This window comes from Pleomorphomonas sp. T1.2MG-36, from assembly GCF_950100655.1.
Lineage (GTDB): Bacteria > Pseudomonadota > Alphaproteobacteria > Rhizobiales > Pleomorphomonadaceae > Pleomorphomonas.
In genome coordinates, this window is record NZ_CATNLY010000045.1 from 230,313 (window position 1) to 250,473 (window position 20,161).

The 20,161-nt window shown below is 63.1% G+C and carries 20 protein-coding genes and 1 tRNA gene; 13 read left to right on the plus strand and 8 right to left on the minus strand.

Annotated features, from left to right (window positions below; all coding sequences use genetic code 11):
* Window positions 1–89: 89 nt before the first annotated feature.
* Window positions 90–668, plus strand: coding sequence for a recombinase family protein (locus tag QQZ18_RS18670; RefSeq protein WP_284542463.1), 579 nt, complete (start codon window positions 90–92; stop codon window positions 666–668).
* Between the two features lie 24 nt (window positions 669–692).
* Here the strand turns inward: QQZ18_RS18670 and QQZ18_RS18675 are convergent, their stop codons facing one another.
* Window positions 693–1,211 (minus strand): hypothetical protein, encoded by a 519-nt coding sequence (locus QQZ18_RS18675; RefSeq protein ID WP_284542464.1) that lies wholly within the window; start codon window positions 1,209–1,211, stop codon window positions 693–695.
* 48 nt (window positions 1,212–1,259) lie between these two features.
* Complete coding sequence (locus tag QQZ18_RS18680; RefSeq protein WP_284542465.1) at window positions 1,260–1,547, minus strand: hypothetical protein; 288 nt, start codon at window positions 1,545–1,547, stop codon at window positions 1,260–1,262.
* 400 nt (window positions 1,548–1,947) lie between these two features.
* On the opposite strand from QQZ18_RS18680, the gene QQZ18_RS18685 reads away from it, so the two are divergent.
* From QQZ18_RS18685 to QQZ18_RS18695, 3 genes are all read left to right on the plus strand, one after another.
* Entirely contained in the window at window positions 1,948–2,721 is a 774-nt protein-coding gene (locus tag QQZ18_RS18685; RefSeq protein ID WP_284542466.1) for a hypothetical protein, read from the plus strand.
* A gap of 413 nt (window positions 2,722–3,134) precedes the next feature.
* On the plus strand, window positions 3,135–3,560 hold the full coding sequence (locus tag QQZ18_RS18690; protein WP_284542467.1) for a hypothetical protein: 426 nt from the start codon (window positions 3,135–3,137) through the stop codon (window positions 3,558–3,560).
* A gap of 551 nt (window positions 3,561–4,111) precedes the next feature.
* Entirely contained in the window at window positions 4,112–5,233 is a 1,122-nt protein-coding gene (locus QQZ18_RS18695; protein WP_284542468.1) for a hypothetical protein, read from the plus strand.
* 977 nt (window positions 5,234–6,210) lie between these two features.
* Here QQZ18_RS18695 and QQZ18_RS18700 read toward each other — a convergent pair.
* Window positions 6,211–6,286 (minus strand) — tRNA-Ala (locus QQZ18_RS18700).
* Between the two features lie 278 nt (window positions 6,287–6,564).
* Complete coding sequence (locus QQZ18_RS18705; RefSeq protein ID WP_284542469.1) at window positions 6,565–6,945, minus strand: TIGR02300 family protein; 381 nt, start codon at window positions 6,943–6,945, stop codon at window positions 6,565–6,567.
* A 334-nt stretch (window positions 6,946–7,279) separates the two neighbouring features.
* Between QQZ18_RS18705 and aroA the strand changes: the two genes are divergently transcribed.
* The 7 genes from aroA (at window position 7,280) to QQZ18_RS18740 (ending at window position 13,840) form a co-directional block, all read left to right on the plus strand.
* A complete protein-coding gene (gene aroA / locus QQZ18_RS18710) occupies window positions 7,280–8,632 on the plus strand; it encodes a 3-phosphoshikimate 1-carboxyvinyltransferase (protein WP_284542470.1) in 1,353 nt (450 codons plus the stop codon).
* Window positions 8,625–9,290 carry a (d)CMP kinase gene (gene cmk / locus QQZ18_RS18715; RefSeq protein ID WP_284542471.1) on the plus strand — a complete coding sequence of 222 codons (666 nt, stop codon included), beginning with the start codon at window positions 8,625–8,627 and terminating at the stop codon, window positions 9,288–9,290. The genes aroA and cmk overlap by 8 nt, the downstream gene beginning before the upstream one ends.
* Window positions 9,291–9,547: 257 nt before the next feature.
* Window positions 9,548–11,242: a 30S ribosomal protein S1 gene (gene rpsA, locus QQZ18_RS18720; RefSeq protein ID WP_284542472.1), complete on the plus strand. Its 1,695-nt coding sequence runs from the start codon at window positions 9,548–9,550 to the stop codon at window positions 11,240–11,242.
* 408 nt (window positions 11,243–11,650) lie between these two features.
* Window positions 11,651–12,607 (plus strand): signal peptide peptidase SppA, encoded by a 957-nt coding sequence (sppA, locus tag QQZ18_RS18725; protein WP_284542473.1) that lies wholly within the window; start codon window positions 11,651–11,653, stop codon window positions 12,605–12,607.
* 39 nt (window positions 12,608–12,646) lie between these two features.
* Complete coding sequence (gene ihfB, locus QQZ18_RS18730; RefSeq protein WP_100081969.1) at window positions 12,647–12,937, plus strand: integration host factor subunit beta; 291 nt, start codon at window positions 12,647–12,649, stop codon at window positions 12,935–12,937.
* A 28-nt stretch (window positions 12,938–12,965) separates the two neighbouring features.
* Window positions 12,966–13,304, plus strand: a complete 339-nt coding sequence (locus tag QQZ18_RS18735) for a LapA family protein (RefSeq protein WP_284542474.1) — start codon at window positions 12,966–12,968, stop codon at window positions 13,302–13,304.
* A gap of 8 nt (window positions 13,305–13,312) precedes the next feature.
* Window positions 13,313–13,840 (plus strand): NUDIX hydrolase, encoded by a 528-nt coding sequence (locus QQZ18_RS18740; protein ID WP_284542475.1) that lies wholly within the window; start codon window positions 13,313–13,315, stop codon window positions 13,838–13,840.
* 22 nt (window positions 13,841–13,862) lie between these two features.
* On the opposite strand, the gene QQZ18_RS18745 is transcribed toward QQZ18_RS18740, so the two are convergent.
* The 3 genes from QQZ18_RS18745 to QQZ18_RS18755 are packed head-to-tail and all read right to left on the minus strand — an operon-like array spanning window position 13,863 to window position 17,028.
* Window positions 13,863–14,855 (minus strand): Hsp33 family molecular chaperone, encoded by a 993-nt coding sequence (locus tag QQZ18_RS18745; protein WP_284542476.1) that lies wholly within the window; start codon window positions 14,853–14,855, stop codon window positions 13,863–13,865.
* Complete coding sequence (gene argF, locus QQZ18_RS18750) at window positions 14,855–15,784, minus strand: ornithine carbamoyltransferase (RefSeq protein ID WP_284542477.1); 930 nt, start codon at window positions 15,782–15,784, stop codon at window positions 14,855–14,857. The genes QQZ18_RS18745 and argF overlap by 1 nt, the downstream gene beginning before the upstream one ends.
* A 14-nt stretch (window positions 15,785–15,798) precedes the next feature.
* Complete coding sequence (locus QQZ18_RS18755; protein ID WP_284542478.1) at window positions 15,799–17,028, minus strand: aspartate aminotransferase family protein; 1,230 nt, start codon at window positions 17,026–17,028, stop codon at window positions 15,799–15,801.
* 479 nt (window positions 17,029–17,507) lie between these two features.
* On the opposite strand from QQZ18_RS18755, the gene QQZ18_RS18760 reads away from it, so the two are divergent.
* Both QQZ18_RS18760 and QQZ18_RS18765 read left to right on the plus strand, forming a co-directional pair.
* Window positions 17,508–18,059 carry a GcrA family cell cycle regulator gene (locus QQZ18_RS18760; protein ID WP_284542479.1) on the plus strand — a complete coding sequence of 184 codons (552 nt, stop codon included), beginning with the start codon at window positions 17,508–17,510 and terminating at the stop codon, window positions 18,057–18,059.
* 9 nt (window positions 18,060–18,068) lie between these two features.
* Window positions 18,069–18,521, plus strand: coding sequence for a DUF1284 domain-containing protein (locus tag QQZ18_RS18765; RefSeq protein WP_284542480.1), 453 nt, complete (start codon window positions 18,069–18,071; stop codon window positions 18,519–18,521).
* On the opposite strand, the gene QQZ18_RS18770 is transcribed toward QQZ18_RS18765, so the two are convergent.
* Complete coding sequence (locus QQZ18_RS18770; RefSeq protein WP_284542481.1) at window positions 18,518–20,155, minus strand: ABC transporter ATP-binding protein; 1,638 nt, start codon at window positions 20,153–20,155, stop codon at window positions 18,518–18,520. The two genes, QQZ18_RS18765 and QQZ18_RS18770, sit on opposite strands and share 4 nt — an antisense overlap.
* Between the last annotated feature and the right edge of the window lie 6 nt (window positions 20,156–20,161).

The window sequence follows — 20,161 nt, forward strand, 5'->3', positions numbered from 1 at the left end:
CGAAGTGTGTCCAAAAGAATGGCATTGACATTTTGGACATATAGGAGTCCGATGGTCTTGACCCTATTGGACGTCTCGGAGCATCCGCCATGCTGATTGGATACGCCAGAACCTCAACCACCGAACAAGAAGCCGGCCTTGAAGCCCAGCTTAGGGACCTCAAAGTAGCGGGATGTGAAGAGGTCTATTCAGAACAGGTCTCATCCATCGAAGCCACGCGGCCGGAGCTTGAAGCCGCCATCAAATTCACTCGCAAAGGTGACACGTTGGTGGTGACAAAGCTGGACCGCCTCGTGCGCTCGACGCTCCGCTTATGGACCATCGTTGAGGAGTTGGAGCGAAAGGGCGTCGGCCTCCGCATCCTCAATCTCGGTGGCGAACTGGTTGACACCAAGTCGGCAACGGGCAAGCTCCTCCTCAATGTCTTCGCCGGCTTCGCTCAGTTTGAACGCGAGATGATGCTGGAGCGGCAGCGCGAGGGCATCGCCAAGGCCAAGGCTGAGGGCAAATACAAAGGACGAAAGCCGAGCGCCCGCCTTAAGGCCGGTGAGGTCCGGTCCATGTCGGCGGCCGGAAAGACCCCCACTGAGATCGCCAAGGCCTTAGGGATCGGCCGTGGAAGTGTCTATCGGGCGCTGGTGAAGGACGCCAACTCGGCGGCGGAATAGCTAAGGAGCAAGCGCGGCAACTACCTATCGCGGAAGATAAGATAGTACGTCGTTCCCTTGGTTCATCCGCTCTGCCATCCGGATGCAGGTAGGAATCTGACCGCAAGCCGTCATTGCCGCCCGTTGGGCCTGCGCCTCAACCGTCTGCTGTGCTTCCGTGCTTTCCCAGATCAAGGCCAACCCGATGCCAAGCAGCAAAATGACGGGATATCCGTATTGCCTAGCCCACAGCCTGGCGCGACCCTCCCACAGCTTACCATAAGGGCTATCCATGAGGATAAGCATCAAGCTGCCACTCATTACGGTTGCGGCAAGGCCAAACCAACCGAACCACCAGGGAAGCTCTGGTGAGAGCCAAGCAATGCAGCGCGTCACGCCAATGACCAAAATAAGCGCCAAGCCCCAGATGATCGCATAGAAGGCGATCTGTTCAAACAGGCCTCGCATCGCCTCAGTACCGGGATCGGTTAGGTTTTGATTGCGCTTGGCCTCCGAGGCATACAATTTCCGCCAAAGTAGTGCTTCAGGCTGGTCCTCAGACATTTTGGAATGCCCCTATTCGCGCCAGAGCAAAAGACCGTCGATAGCAATCTATTTCCCCGCAGCCCGGTTTCCCAAATGAGCTTTGACCTTCAAGAACAGCCATGTCGGCATCAGCGCCAATATCGTAATGCCGATACCATAGCCCAAGAGCTGGCCAATTTGATTAGCGGTGCCCAGTGGGTCGGGAGCCAAAACGCCACGCACCGTGCTGACAAACAACGCCAGTATACAAAATGCCACGGCTGCGGATGTGATCCGCTGAAGCTGCAAGAAGGCAAAGCCGAGGACAATGACAACGGCGCCGGCAACTGCCCAATGGGTCCAAAGCGGCTGCATTTTAGCATTCCCCGAAGTCAGGTGCCTGCGGTGCGCCCCCGCAAGCGTGCTCCATGACTCTGGTGATCGGGGAGTTGGAAAACCGACCGAGGGCGGTCCCCGTGGCCTTTAGTTCGGAGAACCTGGACATACGCCACAGGCTCCCCGACCATAGGTCGAGGATTGGCGGCATTTCCGGTTGCCGCCCTTACCACTCGGTAGGGGTTTCCACGCCCCAGAGCGCTGCGTCTGCGCTCCAAAACCATCATAGAGGGGGAGGTCGGGACTTGTCACCTCCACTGAAGTGATTAATCTTTTTGAGCTTCGAACTTCTGGTGGCTGCCGAATTAGGGTGGAAGCTGAGGAAGCGCCGTGGCAAAACCGGTAGCGCCAGTTTGAAGCTCTCTGCTTCTGAAGTCTTATGACCGATCCCTATCAGACCTTTATCAAAAGCAAGAAGCGCGGCGAGGACATCCGGCGCCGTGCAGCCGACCCCGAAGGATTCGAGGCCCGTTGCGTCATTCCGGGTTGCGGACAGCCGACCATGCGAGCCGAAGGCACTGGGCTCGCCGCCTTCCATTGCAAACGTCATGTCGACCATAAGGCTCGCCATGGTAGCCACTGGCACGGCACCTACAGGGCGGCCGACATTGCGCCTTACCGCAAGGCTGCCGATAGGTGGCTCAAGGCCAACGCCGCTGACAGCGCGGTGGTTTCGGCAGTCGGCGCTCTCCGTGGCCTTCTCGACGGCTCCGGCCCCTTCACGCCCTCCACCTCGCTCCGGGGCCTCCCAGTTCGCGACAGGGCACGCATCGCCTTCGTGCGGCTCGCAAGGGCAGAAATCAAACCGGAAACCATCCTCGCAATCCACCTAGCCATGTCCGCTTTGATCGAGGAAGACCCCGGCTCGCATCGGGTCCGTGAGTTCCGCGTCGTGCAGGTGGCGAAGGCAGTCCACCGGCTGGCTTCGGGCTATCACAGGAAATGGGAATTCGAGGGAGCGGACGGCAAGACGAGGGCGACCGAACTGCACGGCTACGCAAGGTCGACTGGAAGAGTCTTGCGGCTCATCGGCGAGGAAATCGATAGGGCTTGCGAGATGTTGGCGGCGGACCATATGGCCGATGTGATGGCACTGAAGGTCGAGCGCTACGGGACGCATCCGAGGAAGCCGCAGGGACCGGCTGATCGTTGATCGGTGTTAGGGCGACGCCATTCAAGCAGATGGTGCCACTTTCCCGAGAGATAAGGCGAGGCCGAGCGGTCCGTACAGATTGGGGTGCTGTTCGTGCGCCTATGGCACATGCAAAAGCAAATCTGCGCTCCCTATGGTTGTTGGCCTTACTCCGTCGGAGAAAATGAAGCGCAAATATGCTATACTTCACGGTGTCGCTTGTAGCTATGACCACGAGCGAGCAGCTGGCACAGTCCAAAAGGATTGACCCGTCGCGCTGCGATCTTTGGCAAGTGAGCCCAACAAGCTAAACCGCGTGTCCAATCGGCCTGGACTCGTGGCTTCACCCCTAGGCCGAACAATAGGTATCAATATTGAGTAGTTCGCCTACCGACAACATAGTTGCGTCATGTCGTCACCAAGCCATTCTTTACATGCAGGCCAACAAAGGTCCTCATTATGGAGTTGTGTGGTGGGAACTAGAGATTGATGGCGTGGTTTCTGGGTTAAACAGATCCAAGATTACCTCAGAGATGCCTCTCACCGACGCCCCAGACGAACTGTATGCTGCCGCGCTTCTGGACGCGTTGAGTTTTGTTCCTCCAAATTCGGATGTAAGGCTCTTTAACGACTATGAAGCGTTCCACGGCGCATTCTCAAAGGACTTCCTCATCAAGTGGGAGAGAGAGAATTTCAAGGGACGCCCTATCTGGCGTGAAGTGTCTCGTTGCTTGAACGAGAACCACATCACCGTAGGCCGGAGCAAAGCCGAAAAAGGCTCGCCAGACTTGAAACGTCTGAAAGCTCTTCAAGCCCCTCAAATCGGCTTCAACGGCTTCAACGGGAAAGATGCCGCCTAAGCCCATGACTGCGGTTGTGGCATTTGTACCGCTAACCCACATCGTTGATGTGACGCCCCTGTTAGTCAGTGACCGAGCAGGGTGATCCGGATGACGGCATGATCGAATGCAGTCTTCCGTGAGGCATTTCAAACTCGCTGCGTACTCGCGCCCTGTTGGGGTCTAGCCCTTTGAATGCCGCTATTCCGCTCTGCCGTCATGGCCTGAGCGATACCGTTTTCCGTGGCAGATCGCCTTGCGTGGTTTTGCAGGGGCTCCTCACGTATGTTGACTCTCCGAGAGGTTGGCTGCCGTTGGTGGTCGACCTCTCGGTTGCCCTCTTCCCATGAGCCGCACTTTCCACCATGCCTCATCACCGCACCGCCGATAACTCCGATGTCGCTAGCTTGGAGGATATCTCCGAGTGGGCGAGCATGTTTGACCCGTGGCTGGCTTTGCGCAGTCCCGAGGCCAGCGATGGCCACCTCCATCCGCTTGTTGGACATCTCATTGCTGAAATAACCTCTATGGAACGGCGGAAGCGCAGTCGCTCCAGCAGCATGGAGGACGGCTTGCGGCTTGGCATCGAGAGCGTCACGGCGAATCTCGTTCGGGCCGCGCTCTACCAGCCAGAGGGAAAGCTCCTCGTCCTCCTGGCGCGACCGACAGACAAGCAAAGCCGATACGACCGGCCGGGCTTCCGAAAGCTGAGGGAGTGGCTCCTCACCCTAGAAACCTTGGGCTACGTCGAGGTCCGTGCGTCTAGAAAGATCGGCGTTGCCAGCCATGTTGTTGTAACCGGGAAGTTCTGTTCCCTGCTGGATCAGGCGTCGATAGCAGCCACGGATAGGGACCTTCAGAGGCTTGACGGGTGGGAGTTAGTTATCCTCCGCCGCAACGTGAGACTGCGGCCAGGTGGCGTCAAGTTCGGCCAGAATCTCGATTATGTGGACACCGCCGAGACCCGAAAATTCCGTGAGGAACTGGTCATGATCAACCGGTGGCTCAGGAACGCCGACATCGGTTTCTTCGGTAATGTCGCAGTAGACCTTACGCGAAAGACCCTGCACCGCTCTTTCATCCTCCCGCCATTCATAGAGACCGACCGAGCCATCTTCGATTACGGTGGCCGGCTTGGCGGTGGCTGGTGGATGTCGCTGCCAAAGGCCGAACGGCGGTTTATCAGGATCGACGGCGAGGACCAGATTTCCGACCTCGATTTTTCCTCAATGTTCGTCCGCTTAGCGCTGCATTCCGTCGGCGCCCCGTTGCCAGATGGAGACCTCTACGGCGCCATTCCGGGAGTTGAGACGGAAGAACATCGACAGGCGGTAAAGACCGTCGTTCTCAACCTCCTCGGTCGCTCAAGTCCGTTGGCGAAGTTGCCGGCGGGTGTTGGTCCCGGCCTGCCGCCTCAGCTGCGTTCCGCCGTAGCCGTCCGGTCGGCCATTCTCAACAGCATCCCCGGCCTTGAAGCCGCCGTTGAGCGTGGCCTTTGCTACAGCCTGTTCCGGACGGAGAGCAACATTTTGGTCCGCGCTCTGTTGAAGCTGACGGCACTGAATATCACCGGGCTAGGCATGCACGACGGCATCATGGTCGCCGCGTCAAGGGCCGAGCTAGCCAAGGCGGCGCTTCAGGAAGCCGCTCGCGAAGAGATTGGTGTTGAGTTGCCAGTCGTCCGCAAAATGTGAACTCCGAGGGGTGCGCTTATCTGGCTTCTAAAGGGGTTTCCCTCTCGGTATATAGAGAAGTCTTTGCCAGTTATCCTCTCAACATCAACGCGTTAAGGGCTATTCAAGGCCGTCCTCAGGCCGCCCGCACGGATCATTTCGAGCCCTGCTAGAGGCCCCCGTGCACCGTTCTGAGGGAGGAGGTGGTGAAAGGAGAATAGACCATCTCTATCCATCCCCTCCCGCTGAGAGACACCCCGGATGGTCACATCAAGCGCATCCCATGCCAACATCGAGCCTGCCATCAAGAGAGCGGCATGGCCTTATGAACCACATGGTCGACTTGAAGTCTCCTTCATGCACCTTTGCTCACTACCAAGGAGGGCCACCATGCCGGACATCGGGTGGCACTAAGATCGGCATGGTGCATGGCTGTGGACTTAGGGGGAGTGAGGAGGAATGAGGGCAACCTCTCCTATGGTCCCAAGACCTAAGGGTCTGACATGGAGGTGTCCGGGAGAATGCCTTGAGGTATGCCCTGGCGCCCTGCCCCAGCAAGACCGAGGAGAGGCATGAGGTGAGCTGAGGAAGAGCACCAAGTGAGCATGAAGCCGATGACTTCAAGTCTATGCTTCAAGTGTCCAGCATGCCCCATGAAGCGCCGCCCTTGATGGGGAGGGAGATGCAAGAGCATCGAATAGGACATATCCCCAAAGCGCATGGTGCCAACCCAATGCCACCGCCAAGCTCTTCCGACTGTCCTTAGGGTCTACGACTGCCGAGAGGGTCGGCTTGTTGCCTGCCTCTGGTACCCTAGCGATGAGACTTTGGGCTTCCGCGTAAGGGCGGGGCTCGGCGGTCTTTTCGGCTGCCGAAACGGCGCCTCGAATGTGTGGACCACGGGGTACGCAATTAGGGTACGCGGCGGGGTACGCACGCAATCTAACCTTCAGCCTAAGGCCTTGATTTAGCTTCTATATTATCGAAGAAAAGAAAATTGGTGGAGCTAAGCGGGATCGAACCGCTGACCTCCTGCATGCCATGCAGGCGCTCTCCCAGCTGAGCTATAGCCCCATCAGGTGTCGTTTCCGGTTTCGGAAGGGCCGTCCGGCTTTCGCTTTCGGGCGCCGCCGGTGTGGGTGCCGGCTCAACGAGGCGGGATATACTCAGCATTCCGTCGCCGATCAAGAGGTTTTTCAGGCTCTCGCGATTTTTCCGTCATCTTTTTGGAAAAGAGGCGGATTTCCGAGCTTTTCTAATAGGTTGCCGTGTCTCGGGGCGTTCGTCGCCAAAAACAAAGGCCGACTGGGAGCGCCAGCCGGCCTTGTCTGTCTCTCAACAAGAGGAGGAGCTCAGTGCTCTTCCTCGTCGCCGACGTCGCCGATCAGGTCGGACATGTCGCCGCCGTCCTCGTCCTCTTCTTCGAGGAACACGTCGTCTTCCGGCGTCTCGTCCTCGATATCGGGATCCTCGATGTCGGGCACGTCGTCACCGTCGGCATCCTCGGCATCTTCGAGGCTGACGAACTCTGGCGTGAGAGTGCCCACCTCGGTGACCTCCTCCTCATTGTCTTCTTCGTCGTCAACGGCGGTCGCTGGCCGTGCCCGCGCCGCCAGTCCGGCGTCGAACTGGGTGCCGCATTTCGGGCAGAGAATGGGGGAACGGTTCAGATCGTAATACTTCGCGCCACAGCTGGGGCAAAGACGCTTCAGCCCAAGTTCAGGTTTCGCCACGGTCGGCCTCGCGTTTGTCAGGGAATCGGGCAGGCACATATAGGCAAACCGGGGGCTCTGTCAAAGGTGAATTGGTGGCGATGGCAGGCGGTCCGGGCGGCCGACCCCGAGTTGGCGGCCGTGGCAAGCAAGTGACGCGCCCCTCCGGCTATGCTAGAGCCGGCCCGTCATCCGTGGCAAACCGTCGCGGAGAAGATGTCATGCCGGGAGTCGTTGGGACAATGACCCCCGACATTCCGTTTGCGGATTGCTTCTGCCTCAGGCAAGGAGAGGTCCGTCAGTTTCTATGAGCGCGTGCGCGAGCATCTCGCGCGCTGGTATCAGGTGTCCGCCCATGGCTTCCCACGCGACCGCCCGCCCGCTGATCGCTCGGAAATCCGGCCCGCTCAAGGGTCGCGTCCGCGTTCCAGGCGACAAATCGATCTCGCACCGCGCGCTGATGCTCGGCGCTCTTGCCGTTGGCGAGACGGTGATTACTGGCCTCCTGGAGGCCGAGGACGTGATGAACACCGCGGCGGCCATGCGCGCCTTCGGCGCTACGGTCATCCGGGACGACGATGGCACCTGGAGGGTGCGCGGTCTCGGCGTCGGCGGCTTGCTGGAGCCGTCCGGCATCGTCGATTTCGGCAACGCCGGCACGGGCGTGCGTCTCACCATGGGGCTCGCCGCCGCCCAGCCGATCGCCGTTACCTTTACGGGCGACGCTTCCCTCATCAAGCGGCCGATGGGCAGGGTGCTGGAGCCACTGTCCGAAATGGGCGTCGAGGTCATCGCCCGCTCCGGCGGCCGCTTGCCGCTCACCATGCGCGGCCCGCGTCTGCCGTTGCCGATCACTTATCGGCTCCCGGTGCCGTCGGCGCAGGTGAAATCGGCGGTCCTGCTTGCCGGCCTCGGCACGCCGGGTGTCACCACGGTCATCGAGCCCGTGTTCACCCGCGATCATACCGAACGCATGCTGAAGGGGTTTGGCGCCGACATCGAGATCGTCAGCGAGCCGGATGGTGGTCGGCGAATCGCCCTTGCCGGCCGGCCCGAGCTGAAGCCGCAGGTGATCGACGTACCGTCCGATCCGTCGTCGGCAGCCTTTCCGATCGTGGCGGCGACTCTCGTGGAAGGGTCCGACGTTACGGTCGAGGGCGTGCTGATGAACCCGGCCCGCATCGGTCTTATCGACACGCTTCTTGAAATGGGCGCCGATATCGAGGTGACGGCCGAACGGACGACCGGCGGCGAGCGCCTCGCCGACCTCCGGGTCCGTCATGCCGAACTCAAGGGCATCACGGTGCCGGCCGAGCGGGCGCCGTCGATGATCGACGAATATCCCATCCTCGCCATCGCGGCGGCGGCGGCCAGCGGCGAAACCCGCATGCCCGGCATCGGCGAAATGCGGGTGAAGGAGTCCGACCGTCTCGCCGCTGTCGCCGCCGGCCTGAAGGCCAACGGCGTCACCTGTTCGGAAGGCCCTGACTGGCTTGCGGTTCGTGGTGGCCGGATAAACGGCGGAGGGCGGGTCGTTACCCATCTCGACCATCGTATCGCCATGAGTTTCCTGGTGCTCGGCATGGTGGCCGGCAACCCGGTAAGCGTCGATGATGCCGCGATGATCGCCACCTCCTTCCCGACGTTCGAAGCGTTGATGCTCGGCCTCGGCGCCTGTTTCGAGGCGGAGGATGCGGCCGATGCCTGAGATATCCGGCCTCTTGCCGAAAAAACCGTTGCTGATCGCCATCGACGGGCCGGCGGCGGCCGGCAAGGGCACCCTGGCCCAAAGCCTCGCGGCCGGACTCGACCTGCCCTATCTCGACACCGGACTTCTCTATCGAGCCATCGGCAAGCTGATGCAGATCGCCGGACTCGATCTCGACGATGCCCGGGCGGCCACCGTCGTTGCCCAGAGATTGACGCCGGATGACCTGCGGCGGACCGACCTCAGGGGGCGTGAGGCCGGCGAGCTCGCGTCGCGTGTCGCCATCCATCCCGGCGTTCGCGCCGCCCTCGTCGCCTTCCAGCGGGATTTCGCTCACGGGCCACGCGGCGCCGTCCTTGACGGCCGCGACATCGGTACGGTGATCTGCCCCGACGCCGACGTGAAACTCTACGTCACCGCAAGTCCCGAGGTGCGTGCGCGGCGCCGTACCGACGAGCTTCTCGCCAAGGGCAGGGCGGTCGACTACGAGGCGATCCTTACCGAGGTGAAGGCCCGCGACGAGCGCGACAGCGGCCGCGCCGAGGCACCTCTCAGGCCGGCCGACGATGCAGTCGTCATCGACACCTCCGCCCTGGGACCGGACGAGGTGCTGGCAAAGGCGCTGTCCGTCGTCGAAAATTGGCAACAAGCGCGGTAGACCTTCTCCGAAGAGGGTAAAAGGCGCTAAATTCCGCCTTTTTATGCCTTGATGCCGTCGGCAACCTCCGCTATAGAAGCCCGACTTTCGGGAGGTGCCCCAGGCCCCGCCCGTGAAGCTGTTTATCCTCGTCCATCCGGTCGAAGTCGCGTCGGCACCCTGCCTATGGCCGGGTCAGGTGTTTCACCGGATCGGAGGGACGGGGCAACTCTTACCAGCCGACGCCGCCGGGCGAGCCCGGCACCCCAGGAGTTTCAATGTCTCAACTCAATCCCACCCGCGAGGACTTCGCCGCCCTGCTCGCCGAGAGCCTCACCGCTTCGGACGTAGCTGAAGGCACCGTCGTCAAGGGCACCATCGTCGCCATCGAGAAGGACCTCGCCGTCATCGACGTCGGCCTGAAGGTCGAGGGGCGCGTGCCGCTCAAGGAGTTTGGCGCCCGGGCTCGCGACGGCGAGATGAAGGTCGGCGATACGGTGGAAGTCTACCTTGAGCGCGTCGAGAACGCGCTCGGTGAAGCTGTTCTGTCGCGCGACAAGGCTCGCCGCGAAGAGAGCTGGGTCCGTCTCGAGGTTGCCTTCGAGAAGAACGAGAAGGTGGTCGGCCAGATCTCCAACCAGGTCAAGGGCGGCTTCACCGTCGACCTCGATGGCGCCATGGCCTTCCTGCCGCGTTCGCAGGTTGATATCCGCCCGGTGCGCGATGTCGCCCCGCTGATGCACACGCCGCAGCCCTTCCAGATCCTGAAGATGGACAAGCGCCGCGGCAATATCGTCGTGTCGCGCCGCGTCGTCCTCGAAGAGACCCGCGCCGAGCAGCGCTCCGAGCTGGTGTCGAGCCTCGAAGAAGGCCAGATCGTCGACGGCGTCGTCAAGAACATCACCGATTACGGTGCGTTCGTCGACCTCGGCGGTATCGATGGTCTGCTGCATGTCACCGACATCGCCTGGCGCCGCATCAACCACCCGTCCGAGGTGCTGTCGATCGGTCAGCAGGTCAAGGTTCAGATCGTCCGCGTCAACCAGGAGACGCACCGCATCAGCCTCGGCATGAAGCAGCTTGAGAACGATCCTTGGGATGCCATCGAGGCCAAGTATCCGGTCGGCGCCAAGTTCTCGGGCCGCGTCACCAACATCACCGACTACGGCGCCTTCGTGGAGCTGGAGCCGGGCATCGAGGGCCTGATCCACGTCTCCGAGATGAGCTGGACCAAGAAGAACGTCCATCCCGGCAAGATCGTTTCGACCAGCCAGGAAGTGGAAGTCATGGTTCTCGAGGTGGATTCGGTCAAGCGCCGCATCTCCCTCGGCCTCAAGCAGACGCTGCAGAACCCCTGGGAAGCCTTCCTCGAGAAGTATCCCGTCGGTTCGGTGGTCGAAGGCGAAGTCAAGAACAAGACCGAGTTCGGTCTGTTCATCGGCCTCGACGGCGATGTGGACGGCATGGTCCATCTCTCCGACCTCGACTGGAACCGTCCGGGCGAGCAGGTCATCGAAGAGTTCGGCAAGGGTGACGTCGTCAAGGCGCAGGTTCTCGACGTCGACGTCGAGAAGGAGCGCATCAGCCTCGGCATGAAGCAGCTCGGCGGCGACCCGATGGAGTCGGCTGGCGAGATCCGCCGCAACTCCGTGGTCACCTGTGAGGTGGTCGAGGTCAAGGAAGCCGGTCTGGAAGTGCGGATCGTCGACACCGACATCACCGCCTTCATCCGTCGTGGCGACCTCGCTCGCGACCGCAACGACCAGCGCGCCGAGCGCTTCGCTGTCGGCGAGAAGTTCGACGCCCGCGTGACCCAGTTCGACAAGAAGACCCGCAAGGTCGGTCTGTCGATCAAGGCCCTGGAGATCTTCGAGGAGAAGGAAGCCGTCGCTCAGTTCGGCTCTTCCGACTCGGGCGCCTCGCTCGGCGACATCCTCGGTGCCGCCCTCAAGGCCCGCCAGGAAGGCGAATAAGCCGGCGCAAGCCTGCAGCTTTCGGACAAAGAGAAGGCCCGCCCCGCGCGGGCCTTTTTTCTTTCTACGAATTATTACCAGTGCTCCCAAGGTATCCTTGACGAACGCAAGCATCGGGGCAATATTAGTAACTGTCCACTCGATAAGAGTCCGGACGTCAAGACGGGCCTCAACCTTCGAGGCTTGCCGACCTCAAACGATGCTTGGCATCGCAAGGTCATAAACGAGGGCGTCGCTGAACACGACGCCCTTTTTCTTTTTACCAGTATAGCAGTGTTTGACTAGACTTGTAGTCAACTTCCGGTAGCGCTGCCTTGCGCTCCTGAGCCGGCCGTCGGTTTGCCTTGCTCGTTGATCGGCGGGCTGCTACCTCAGGGTAATCTGAACCGGCAAGCGGAGAGGCGCCTGATGACCCTTGATGCGGATGCGATCGTGGAGCGGCGGCGTCTGCGACGGCGGCTGTACCTGTGGCGTGGCATCACCCTGGTGCTTGCCATAGGACTCGCGGTGGCCCTCGGAGTGTTTGCCGGCGGAGGGGTGTCCGGCAAGGGGAGCCCACACATCGCTCGCGTTACCGTCTCCGGCATGATCCTCGCCGATGCCGGCCAGCGCAAGATGCTGAAAGAAATAGCGTCTTCCGACGCGGTCAAGGCGGTGGTGGTTTTCATCGACAGTCCCGGCGGAACCACCGTCGGAGGCGAGGAACTCTACGACGGCTTGCGCGAGATTGCCGCGAAGAAGCCGGTGGTCGCCACCATGGGTACGCTCGCCACCTCGGCCGGCTACATGACCGCGATCGCCACCGATCGCATCTTCGCCGAGCGCACTTCCATTACCGGCTCGATCGGTGTGCTGTTTCAGTACGGCAACGTCGGTGCGCTGATGCAGAATATCGGCGTCGAGGTGAAGACAATCAAATCGGCGCCGCTCAAGGCCGAGCCTTCGCCATTCACCTATCCCGAGCAACCGGGCGCCGCCGCCATGATCCAGCGGCTCGTCGACGACACCTACGCCTGGTTCGTCGATATCGTCGCCGAGCGGCGCGGTCTTCAGAGAGCCGACGTCCTGAAGGCCGCCGATGGTTCCATCTATTCAGGACGGCAGGCGCTCGACCTCCGCCTCGTCGACGAGATCGGCGGCGAGGACGAGGCCATCGCCTGGCTGGAAGGCACCAAGGGGATCGACAAGGATCTCAAGGTCGTCGACTGGTCGCCAGAGCGGCCCTATGCGGGCCTGGGTCTGGCCGACCGCGCGATGGCGGCGGTCGGTCGCATGGTCGGCATTGACCTTTCCGCATGGAACGGCGAAGGTCGGCTTGACGGGCTCGTGTCGGTTTGGCACCCTCAAAGCTCGGACCTTCAATGACTTTTTTCATTCGCTCAGCCGGCAGGGAGCTTTTCGCCCATGATCAAGTCTGAACTGGTTGCGCGTATCGCGGCCCAGAATCCGCACCTCTACCAGCGCGACATCGAGAACATCGTCAACACCATCCTCGGCACCGTCGTCGATGCCATGAAAAGCGGCGATCGCGTCGAGCTCCGGGGCTTCGGCGCCTTTTCGGTGAAGAGCCGGCCAGCCCGCACCGGACGCAACCCGCGCACGGGCGAGAAGGTGCCGGTGTCCGAGAAGTTCGTGCCTTTCTTCAAAACGGGCAAGGAAATGCGCGAACGCCTCAACGACGGCAAGGTAAGCTGACCTCGGTCGGCGCAGGAGTGACGCCCCCGTGAAGACCTTTCTCCGGATCGTCGTCCTTGGCCCGCTGGCCATCGTGGTAGTGGCGCTCGCCGTCGTCAACAATCAGCCGGTGACGCTGGTGCTCGACCCGTTCAACCCGTCGGCACCCTTCTTCTCGCTCACGGTGCCCCTCTACGTGGTGTTCTTCGCCACGCTGGCGCTTGGCGTGCTGATCGGCGGCGTCGGCTCCTGGTTCGGCCAGGGCCACGTCCGGCGTGCCGCTCGGCAGAGCCGCCGAGAGGCCGCTCGTCTCAAGGCTGAGGTCGAGCGCCATCGCGGCGGCGATGGCTCCGACACGCTCAGCATCGGCGGCCCGAAGGCCGCCTGATCTGGCGGATGGGATGCCAGCCTTGGCGCTATGGATCCCCGGGAGTGAACTCCGTGATCACCTGCAGGTTTGAAAGCGGCCACGGCGCGGCATTGCGGCATGTCGTAACGGACAACATCGTCTTGCGCGGCAACGAGGTATTGCTGGTCAAGCGGAGCCAGCATTTGCTCGAAGGCGGCAAATGGGCGCTCGTCGGAGGTTTTGTCGAGCGCGACGAGACACTGCCGCAAGCCGCCGCGCGGGAAATCCTGGAAGAGACCGGCTATCGGATTCGTGACATCGCTCTGCTGCGGATCATCGATCGGCCGGATCGTCCGGGCGAAGATCGCCAGAACATCAGCTTCGTGCACATGTGCGTTGCCGGCGAAAAGGTCGGCATGGCCGATGACGAGAGCGACGAGCAGCGCTGGTTTTCGCTCGCTGCCCTGCCGCAGGCGTCCGAGATCGCCTTCGATCATTTCGAAAGCCTGGAGCTATTCAGCGCCTACCGCCGCCAGCCGTTCGACCTGCCGCTCTATGGACATTCGCAGCGCTGAAGCGCGGCAGACGCATTCCGTCTCACTGCTCGTTCGCTTCAAACTCTTTCGGGTCGAAGTCGTAACGCGTCGAGCAGAACTCGCATGTCACGCCGATCCGGCCGTTTTCCACCATGTCCACGCGTTCGGCGGGTGAAAACGAGGCGATCATCGCCTTGACGCTGTCGCGCGAGCAGCGGCACCGCTCGATGAGCGGTTGCGGCTCGAACACGCGGGCGCCACGCTCGTGGAACAAGCGGTAGAGCAGCGTCTCAGCACTGACGCCGGGGTCGGTCAGCTCGACATCCTCCACCGTGCCGGCAAGGCTCTGCGCTTCGACCCAGGCGTCATCCTCTTCGACGGTTGCCGGCGTTCCTTCCGGCGCATCGCCCGGATGCAGGTCGCGGTGCCCGGTGCGCTCGGAGGACTCCGGCAGAAACTGCAGGAACAGTCCGCCTGCCCGCCAGGCGCGCCTCGGTTCACGGCCGGGGTCGCGCGTCAGGACCTCCGCCACGGCCAGGCGTACGCGGGTCGGGATCTGCTCGGACTGCAGGAAGTAACCGTGGGCGGCCTCTTCCAGCGATCGGCCGTCGAGCTCGACGATGCCCTGGTAGCGGCTCATGTGGGCGCCCTGATCGACGGTCATTGCCAGATGCCCGCGACCGAGGAGATCCTCAGGGCGGTCACGCCCTGCGGCGACGGCCTCAGCCACCGCGTCGGTATCGAAGCGGGCGCAGGCGCGCAGGGCATCCGGTGCCTTGAAGTCGACGACCAGCATGCCGACCGGCCCGTCCGACTGCGTTTGCAGGATGAACCGCCCCTGGAACTTCATCGAGGTGCCGATCAGGGCGGTAAGTGCCACCGCCTCGGCCAGGAGGCGCGAGACGGCCGGCGGATAGTCGTGGCGTCCGAGCAGGGCGTCGATCGCCGGCCCAAGCCGCACGACGCGGCCGCGCAGGTCGAGGGCCTCGACGGCGAACGGCAGCACGGCATCGTCGATGCCGGCGGTCATGAGGGGGCGATCGACGGCGCTCATCAGTCCTCCATGGCTCCAAAGCACCAGGCCAGGATGCCCTTGTGGGCATGCAGGCGGTTCTCGGCTTCGTCGAAGACGATCGACCGCGGTCCGTCCATCACCGACGAGGTCACCTCGTCGCCGCGATGGGCCGGCAGGCAGTGCATGAACACGGCGTCCTTGTCGGCGGCAGCCATCAGGCGCTCGTTGACCTGATAGGGCGTGAGGAGGTTGTGGCGGCGGCGTTCGCCTTCCTCGTCGCCCATCGACACCCAGGTGTCGGTGAAGATGGCATCGGCGCCGTCGACCGCCTCGAAGGGGTCGTTGGTCACCTCGATGCGGCCACCATTGGCGCGCGCCCAGTCGATCGGTCCTTGTGCGGGCGCGAGTTCCTTGGGCGTCGCGATGCGCATCGTGTAGCCGAAGCGGGCGGCGGCGTGAACGAGCGAGTTCAGCACGTTGTTGCCATCGCCGGTCCAGGCGAAGGTCTTGCCTGCCACCGAACCGCGATGCTCCTCGTAGGTCATGATGTCGGCCATCACCTGCGTCGGATGGCTGACCTTGGTCAGGCCGTTGATCACCGGAACGGAGGCGTATTCGGCCAGCTCGTGCAGGGCGTTGACGTCAAGAATGCGGATCATCATGGCGTCGACGTAGCGCGACATCACGCGGGCGGTGTCGGCGATCGTCTCGCCGCGGCCGATCTGCATCTCGGCGCCGGTCAGCATCACCGTCTCGCCACCCAGTTGACGCATGCCGACGTCGAAGGAAACGCGGGTGCGCGTCGATGGGCGCTCGAAAATCATCGCCAGAACCTTGCCGGCCAGCGGGCCGACGCCCGGACGGCAGCCGTTTATCTTCGACTTCAGGTCGCGGGCGCGATCGAGAATGGCGCGTAGGTCCTCGCCGGAGAGTTCGGTGAGATCGAGAAAGTGCTTGGGCTCGGTCATGTCTGTGGTCTCGTTCAGGCCGACTTGGCGGCGGCCGCCCCGTGGGCAGCGGAAGATGCGGTGGAGAGGGCGATCGCGGCGTCGTCGACGCGCTTCACTGCCTCGAGGATCTCCTCGTCGCTGACGATCAGCGGCGGCAGCAGGCGCACGACGCCATCGCCGGCTGCGATGGTCAGCAAGTGCTGGTCGCGGAAGGCGGCGTTCATCTCGGCCACCGGGCGCTTGCACTTGAGGCCGATGAGCAGGCCTTCTCCGCGCACCTCTTCGAAGAGGTCCGGATGACGATCGACGATGCCGGCCAGCGCCTGCTTGAACCGCAGGCTGGCGGCACGCACCCGCTCGAGAAAACCATCGGCCAGCACGACGTCCAGAACGGCATTAGCGACGGCCATGGCCAGCGGATTGCCGCCATAGGTCGTGCCATGCACGCCCGGCTTCATCGCTGCGGCCGCGGCTTCCGTGGCAAGGCAGGCGCCGAGCGGGAAGCCGCCGCCGATGCCTTTGGCCACGGCCATCACGTCCGGCGTCACGCTGGCCCATTCATGGGCAAAGAACCGGCCGCTGCGCCCGTAGCCGCACTGAACCTCGTCGAAGATCAACAGCAGGCCGTTGTCGTCGCAGATCTGCCGGAGCGCCCTGAGGCTCTCGGGGGGAATGACGCGCACGCCGCCTTCGCCCTGGATCGGCTCCACCAGGATGCCGGCGGTCTCCGCCGTCACCGCCGCCTTGACCGCCGCGATGTCGTTGAAGGGGACCTGGTCGAAGCCGTCGACCTTCGGTCCGAAGCCCTCGAGATACTTTTCCTGACCGCCGGCGGCGATGGTCGCCAATGTCCGGCCATGGAAGGCGCCTTCCATGGTGATGATGCGGAAGCGCTCGGGATGGCCGTTCGCCCAGTGATAGCGGCGCACCGTCTTGAAGGCACATTCTAGCGCCTCGGCACCCGAATTGGTGAAGAAGCAACGGTCGGCGAAGGTGTTGGCGACGAGACGCTCGGCCAGCCGCTCCTGATCGGGAATGCGGAAGGCGTTGGAGACATGCCAGACCTTCTCAGCCTGCGCCTTCAGGGTCGCGACGAGATGCGGATGGGCATGCCCAAGGGCGTTGACGGCGATACCGGACCCGAAGTCGAGCCAGCGCTCCCCTCGGCTGTCGATGAGCCAGGCCCCCTCGCCTCGTTCGAAGGCCACGTCCGCGCGCGAGAATGTCGCATAGAGCGGAGAGGTGGAACCGGGGGCGGTCATGACAGTTTCCTTTTCAGTGATAGGGTTTTCCTGCGGAGCCGGTGCCGGTTGTCGCGAGGCCGGCGGGATGAAAAAAGCAGGCCGCGCCCCCGGCTTATCGGCGGCGCGGCCTCTCGCAAGGCGGGTCTATACCACGGGAAAAGCCGGATCTGTCAAGGTTTTTGAGCCTGGAGCGCCCGAAATTGCAGCAGCGGGACAAGCACTTCCCGTCAAAACGAATCAGATCATGCAGTGGCGGTTGAACAGATGCGGCGTAGCCACGATATTTGTTGAAAAGTCGTAAAGCGCCACAAGGCGTGACTCAGTGGTCATTGCGCCGAAGAGAACGCCCATTGTAGCCTAGAAGTCGTCGCCACGAGATATCGTGGCGGGACGCTCCAGCGATACAATCGCATGTGTTTTGCGTTGCCGGACCTATTGATGGACCGGGCGTCTCCCTAGGGATTCCCCGGATGATGCGGCGAAGAGAGGATGACAAGATGTCCTGGACCGACGAACGCGTCGAGCGCCTCAAGACGCTCTGGTCTGAAGGGTTGAGCGCCAGCCAGATCGCGGCTGAACTCGGCGCCGTGACCCGAAACGCGGTGATCGGCAAAGTGCACCGGCTTGGATTGTCGGGCCGGTCGAAGCCTCAGGTACAGCCGGCACGGCCGACGGTTGCCGCGCCGCCGCGCGTCAAGTCCGCTGCCAGCCGCCCGGTTGCTCAGGTTCAGCCGGCGAGCCGGCCGACGGCGCCCGTACGGCCGATCACCATCGGCGCCACGGCTCTCAAGGCGGACTCGCAGGCCGAAGAGGCAATGGCTCTGGCGCCTGTCACCGAGATCGAGCCGCCCGTGTTCGAGAAGGTCACCATCCTGTCTCTGACCGAGAGCACCTGCAAGTGGCCCGTCGGCGACCCCGGCAAGCCGGACTTCTTCTTCTGTGGCCGGAAGTCCGAGGTTGGCATCCCCTATTGCGCCTTCCACGCCCGCATCGCCTATCAGCCGTCGGCCGAGCGTCGCCGCGAGCGCGATCGCAAGGCGGCCGGCTGATCTTCCGCCGTGGCTGAAAAGGACGCTGTGAGGCTGAGGGGGCACCACCTCCTCTGCCTCCTCACCTACAAGGGGCTGGGTTATTCGCCGGAGTTCGTCGCCGGAATGACGGCGACCGCCGCCCGGCTCGTGGCGGGCGCAACGGCCGAGATCGTCGAGGGGCCGGACGACATCTGCGAGCCCCTTTGCCGCGCCGAGGAGCACCCACATTGCCATGAGGCAACGGTCCCCGAGCGTGACCGGCGCGCACTTTCTCTCGTTTCCAGTCTTCTCGGCAGGCCGCTCAAGTCGGGCGACCGCCTCGCTATCGAAGAAGAGCTCCGGGGGCGCCTGCGATCGGCCTATCGGGACGGCGCGTTCGAAGCTGCCTGCGCCCTCTGCGAATGGCAGCCTCTGTGCCGCGACATCGCCGCCGACGGCTACAGGGGGACACTGTTCAGGTCGGCCCACGACCCCGTTTAGGTTTCCGCGGTGACGCCCACAGCCTCCAAACGGAAGGCCGCCGCCATCAGCGCTCGCGTGTAGGGCTCTTTCGGCGCTGCGAAGACTTCGGCCGCCGGCCCGGCCTCCACGACCTTGCCATCTTTCATGACAATCAGGTCGTTGGCCAGCGCCCTCACGACCTTGAGGTCGTGGGAAATGAACATGTAGGCCAACCCATGCCGCGCTTGCAGGTCGCGCAGAAGGTCGACCACCTGGGCCTGTACGCTCATGTCGAGAGCCGAGGTCGGCTCGTCGAGCATGACGAACTTGGGCTTCAGCACCATGGCGCGGGCGATCGCGATGCGCTGACGCTGCCCGCCGGAAAACTCATGCGGGTAGCGGTGGCGCGTTTCCGGGTCGAGGCCGACCTCGACAAGCGCTTCGACGACGCGGGCGTCACGAACGTTCGCCGTGAGGCCCGGCTCGTGAACCGCCAGCCCCTCGCCGACGATGTCGGCCACCGTCATGCGCGGAGAGAGCGAGCCATAGGGGTCCTGGAAGACGGCCTGCACGTCGCGTCGCAGCGGCCGCATGGCGCGAGAATCCAAGCCGTCGATGCGTCGGCCGAGCACGGCGATCGGTCCCTCGGAGGAAATCAGGCGAAGAAGGGCGAGGCCGAGCGTCGTCTTTCCCGAACCGCTCTCACCAACCACGCCCAGCGTTTGCCCGGCCCTGAGCTTGACATCGACACCGTCGACCGCCTTGACATGGCCGATGGTCCGCCGAAAGAAGCCGGCCTTGATCGGGAACCAGATTCGCAGGCGCTCGGCCTCGACGACGACCGGCGCCTCCGGCGCGCCCGAGGGCGGCTCACCCTTGGGCGCCGCCGCCATCAGGTGGCGGGTGTAGGCGTGTTTCGGTGCGGCGAATACCTCGGCGGTGGGGCCGGCTTCGACGACTTCGCCCTTTGTCATCACCACCACGTCGTCGGCGAAGCGCTCGACGATGCCGAGATCGTGGGTGATGAACAGGATGGCCATGCCATGCCGTGCCTGAAGCGTCTTCAGGAGCGTCAGGATCTGCGCTTGCACGGTCACGTCGAGCGCGGTGGTCGGCTCGTCGGCGATCAGGAGGTCGGGTGCGTTGGCGAGCGCCATGGCGATCATCACGCGCTGGCGCTGGCCGCCGGAAAGCTGGTGCGGGTAGGCCGAAAGCCGGCTCTCCGGATCGGGAATGCCCACCTCGTTCAACAGTTCGATCACCCGCCGGCGCACGTTGGCGTCGCCGCTGGCGCCGTGCAGCTTCAGGATCTCGCCGATCTGCCGCTCGATCGATTGCAGCGGATTGAGCGACGTCATCGGCTCCTGGAACACCATGGTGATGTCGGCGCCACGGATTTTCCTGAGCTCCGCTTCGTCCGCCTTGAGGAGGTCGTGCCCCTTGTAGAGGATCTCGCCGGATGGATGTCGGGCTGCGGGGTAGGGCAGCAGGCGGACGACCGACAGCGCCGTCACCGACTTGCCCGAGCCGCTCTCGCCCACCACGGCGAGGGTGCGGCCTTTGTTGAGGTCGAAGGACACGCCGGAAGCGGCGAGCGTTTCGCCGTGTTCGTGGCGGAAGGCGACGGAGAGGTTGCGGACGGAGAGGAGCGCGCCGCCTGTGGTGTCAGTCATGGCGGG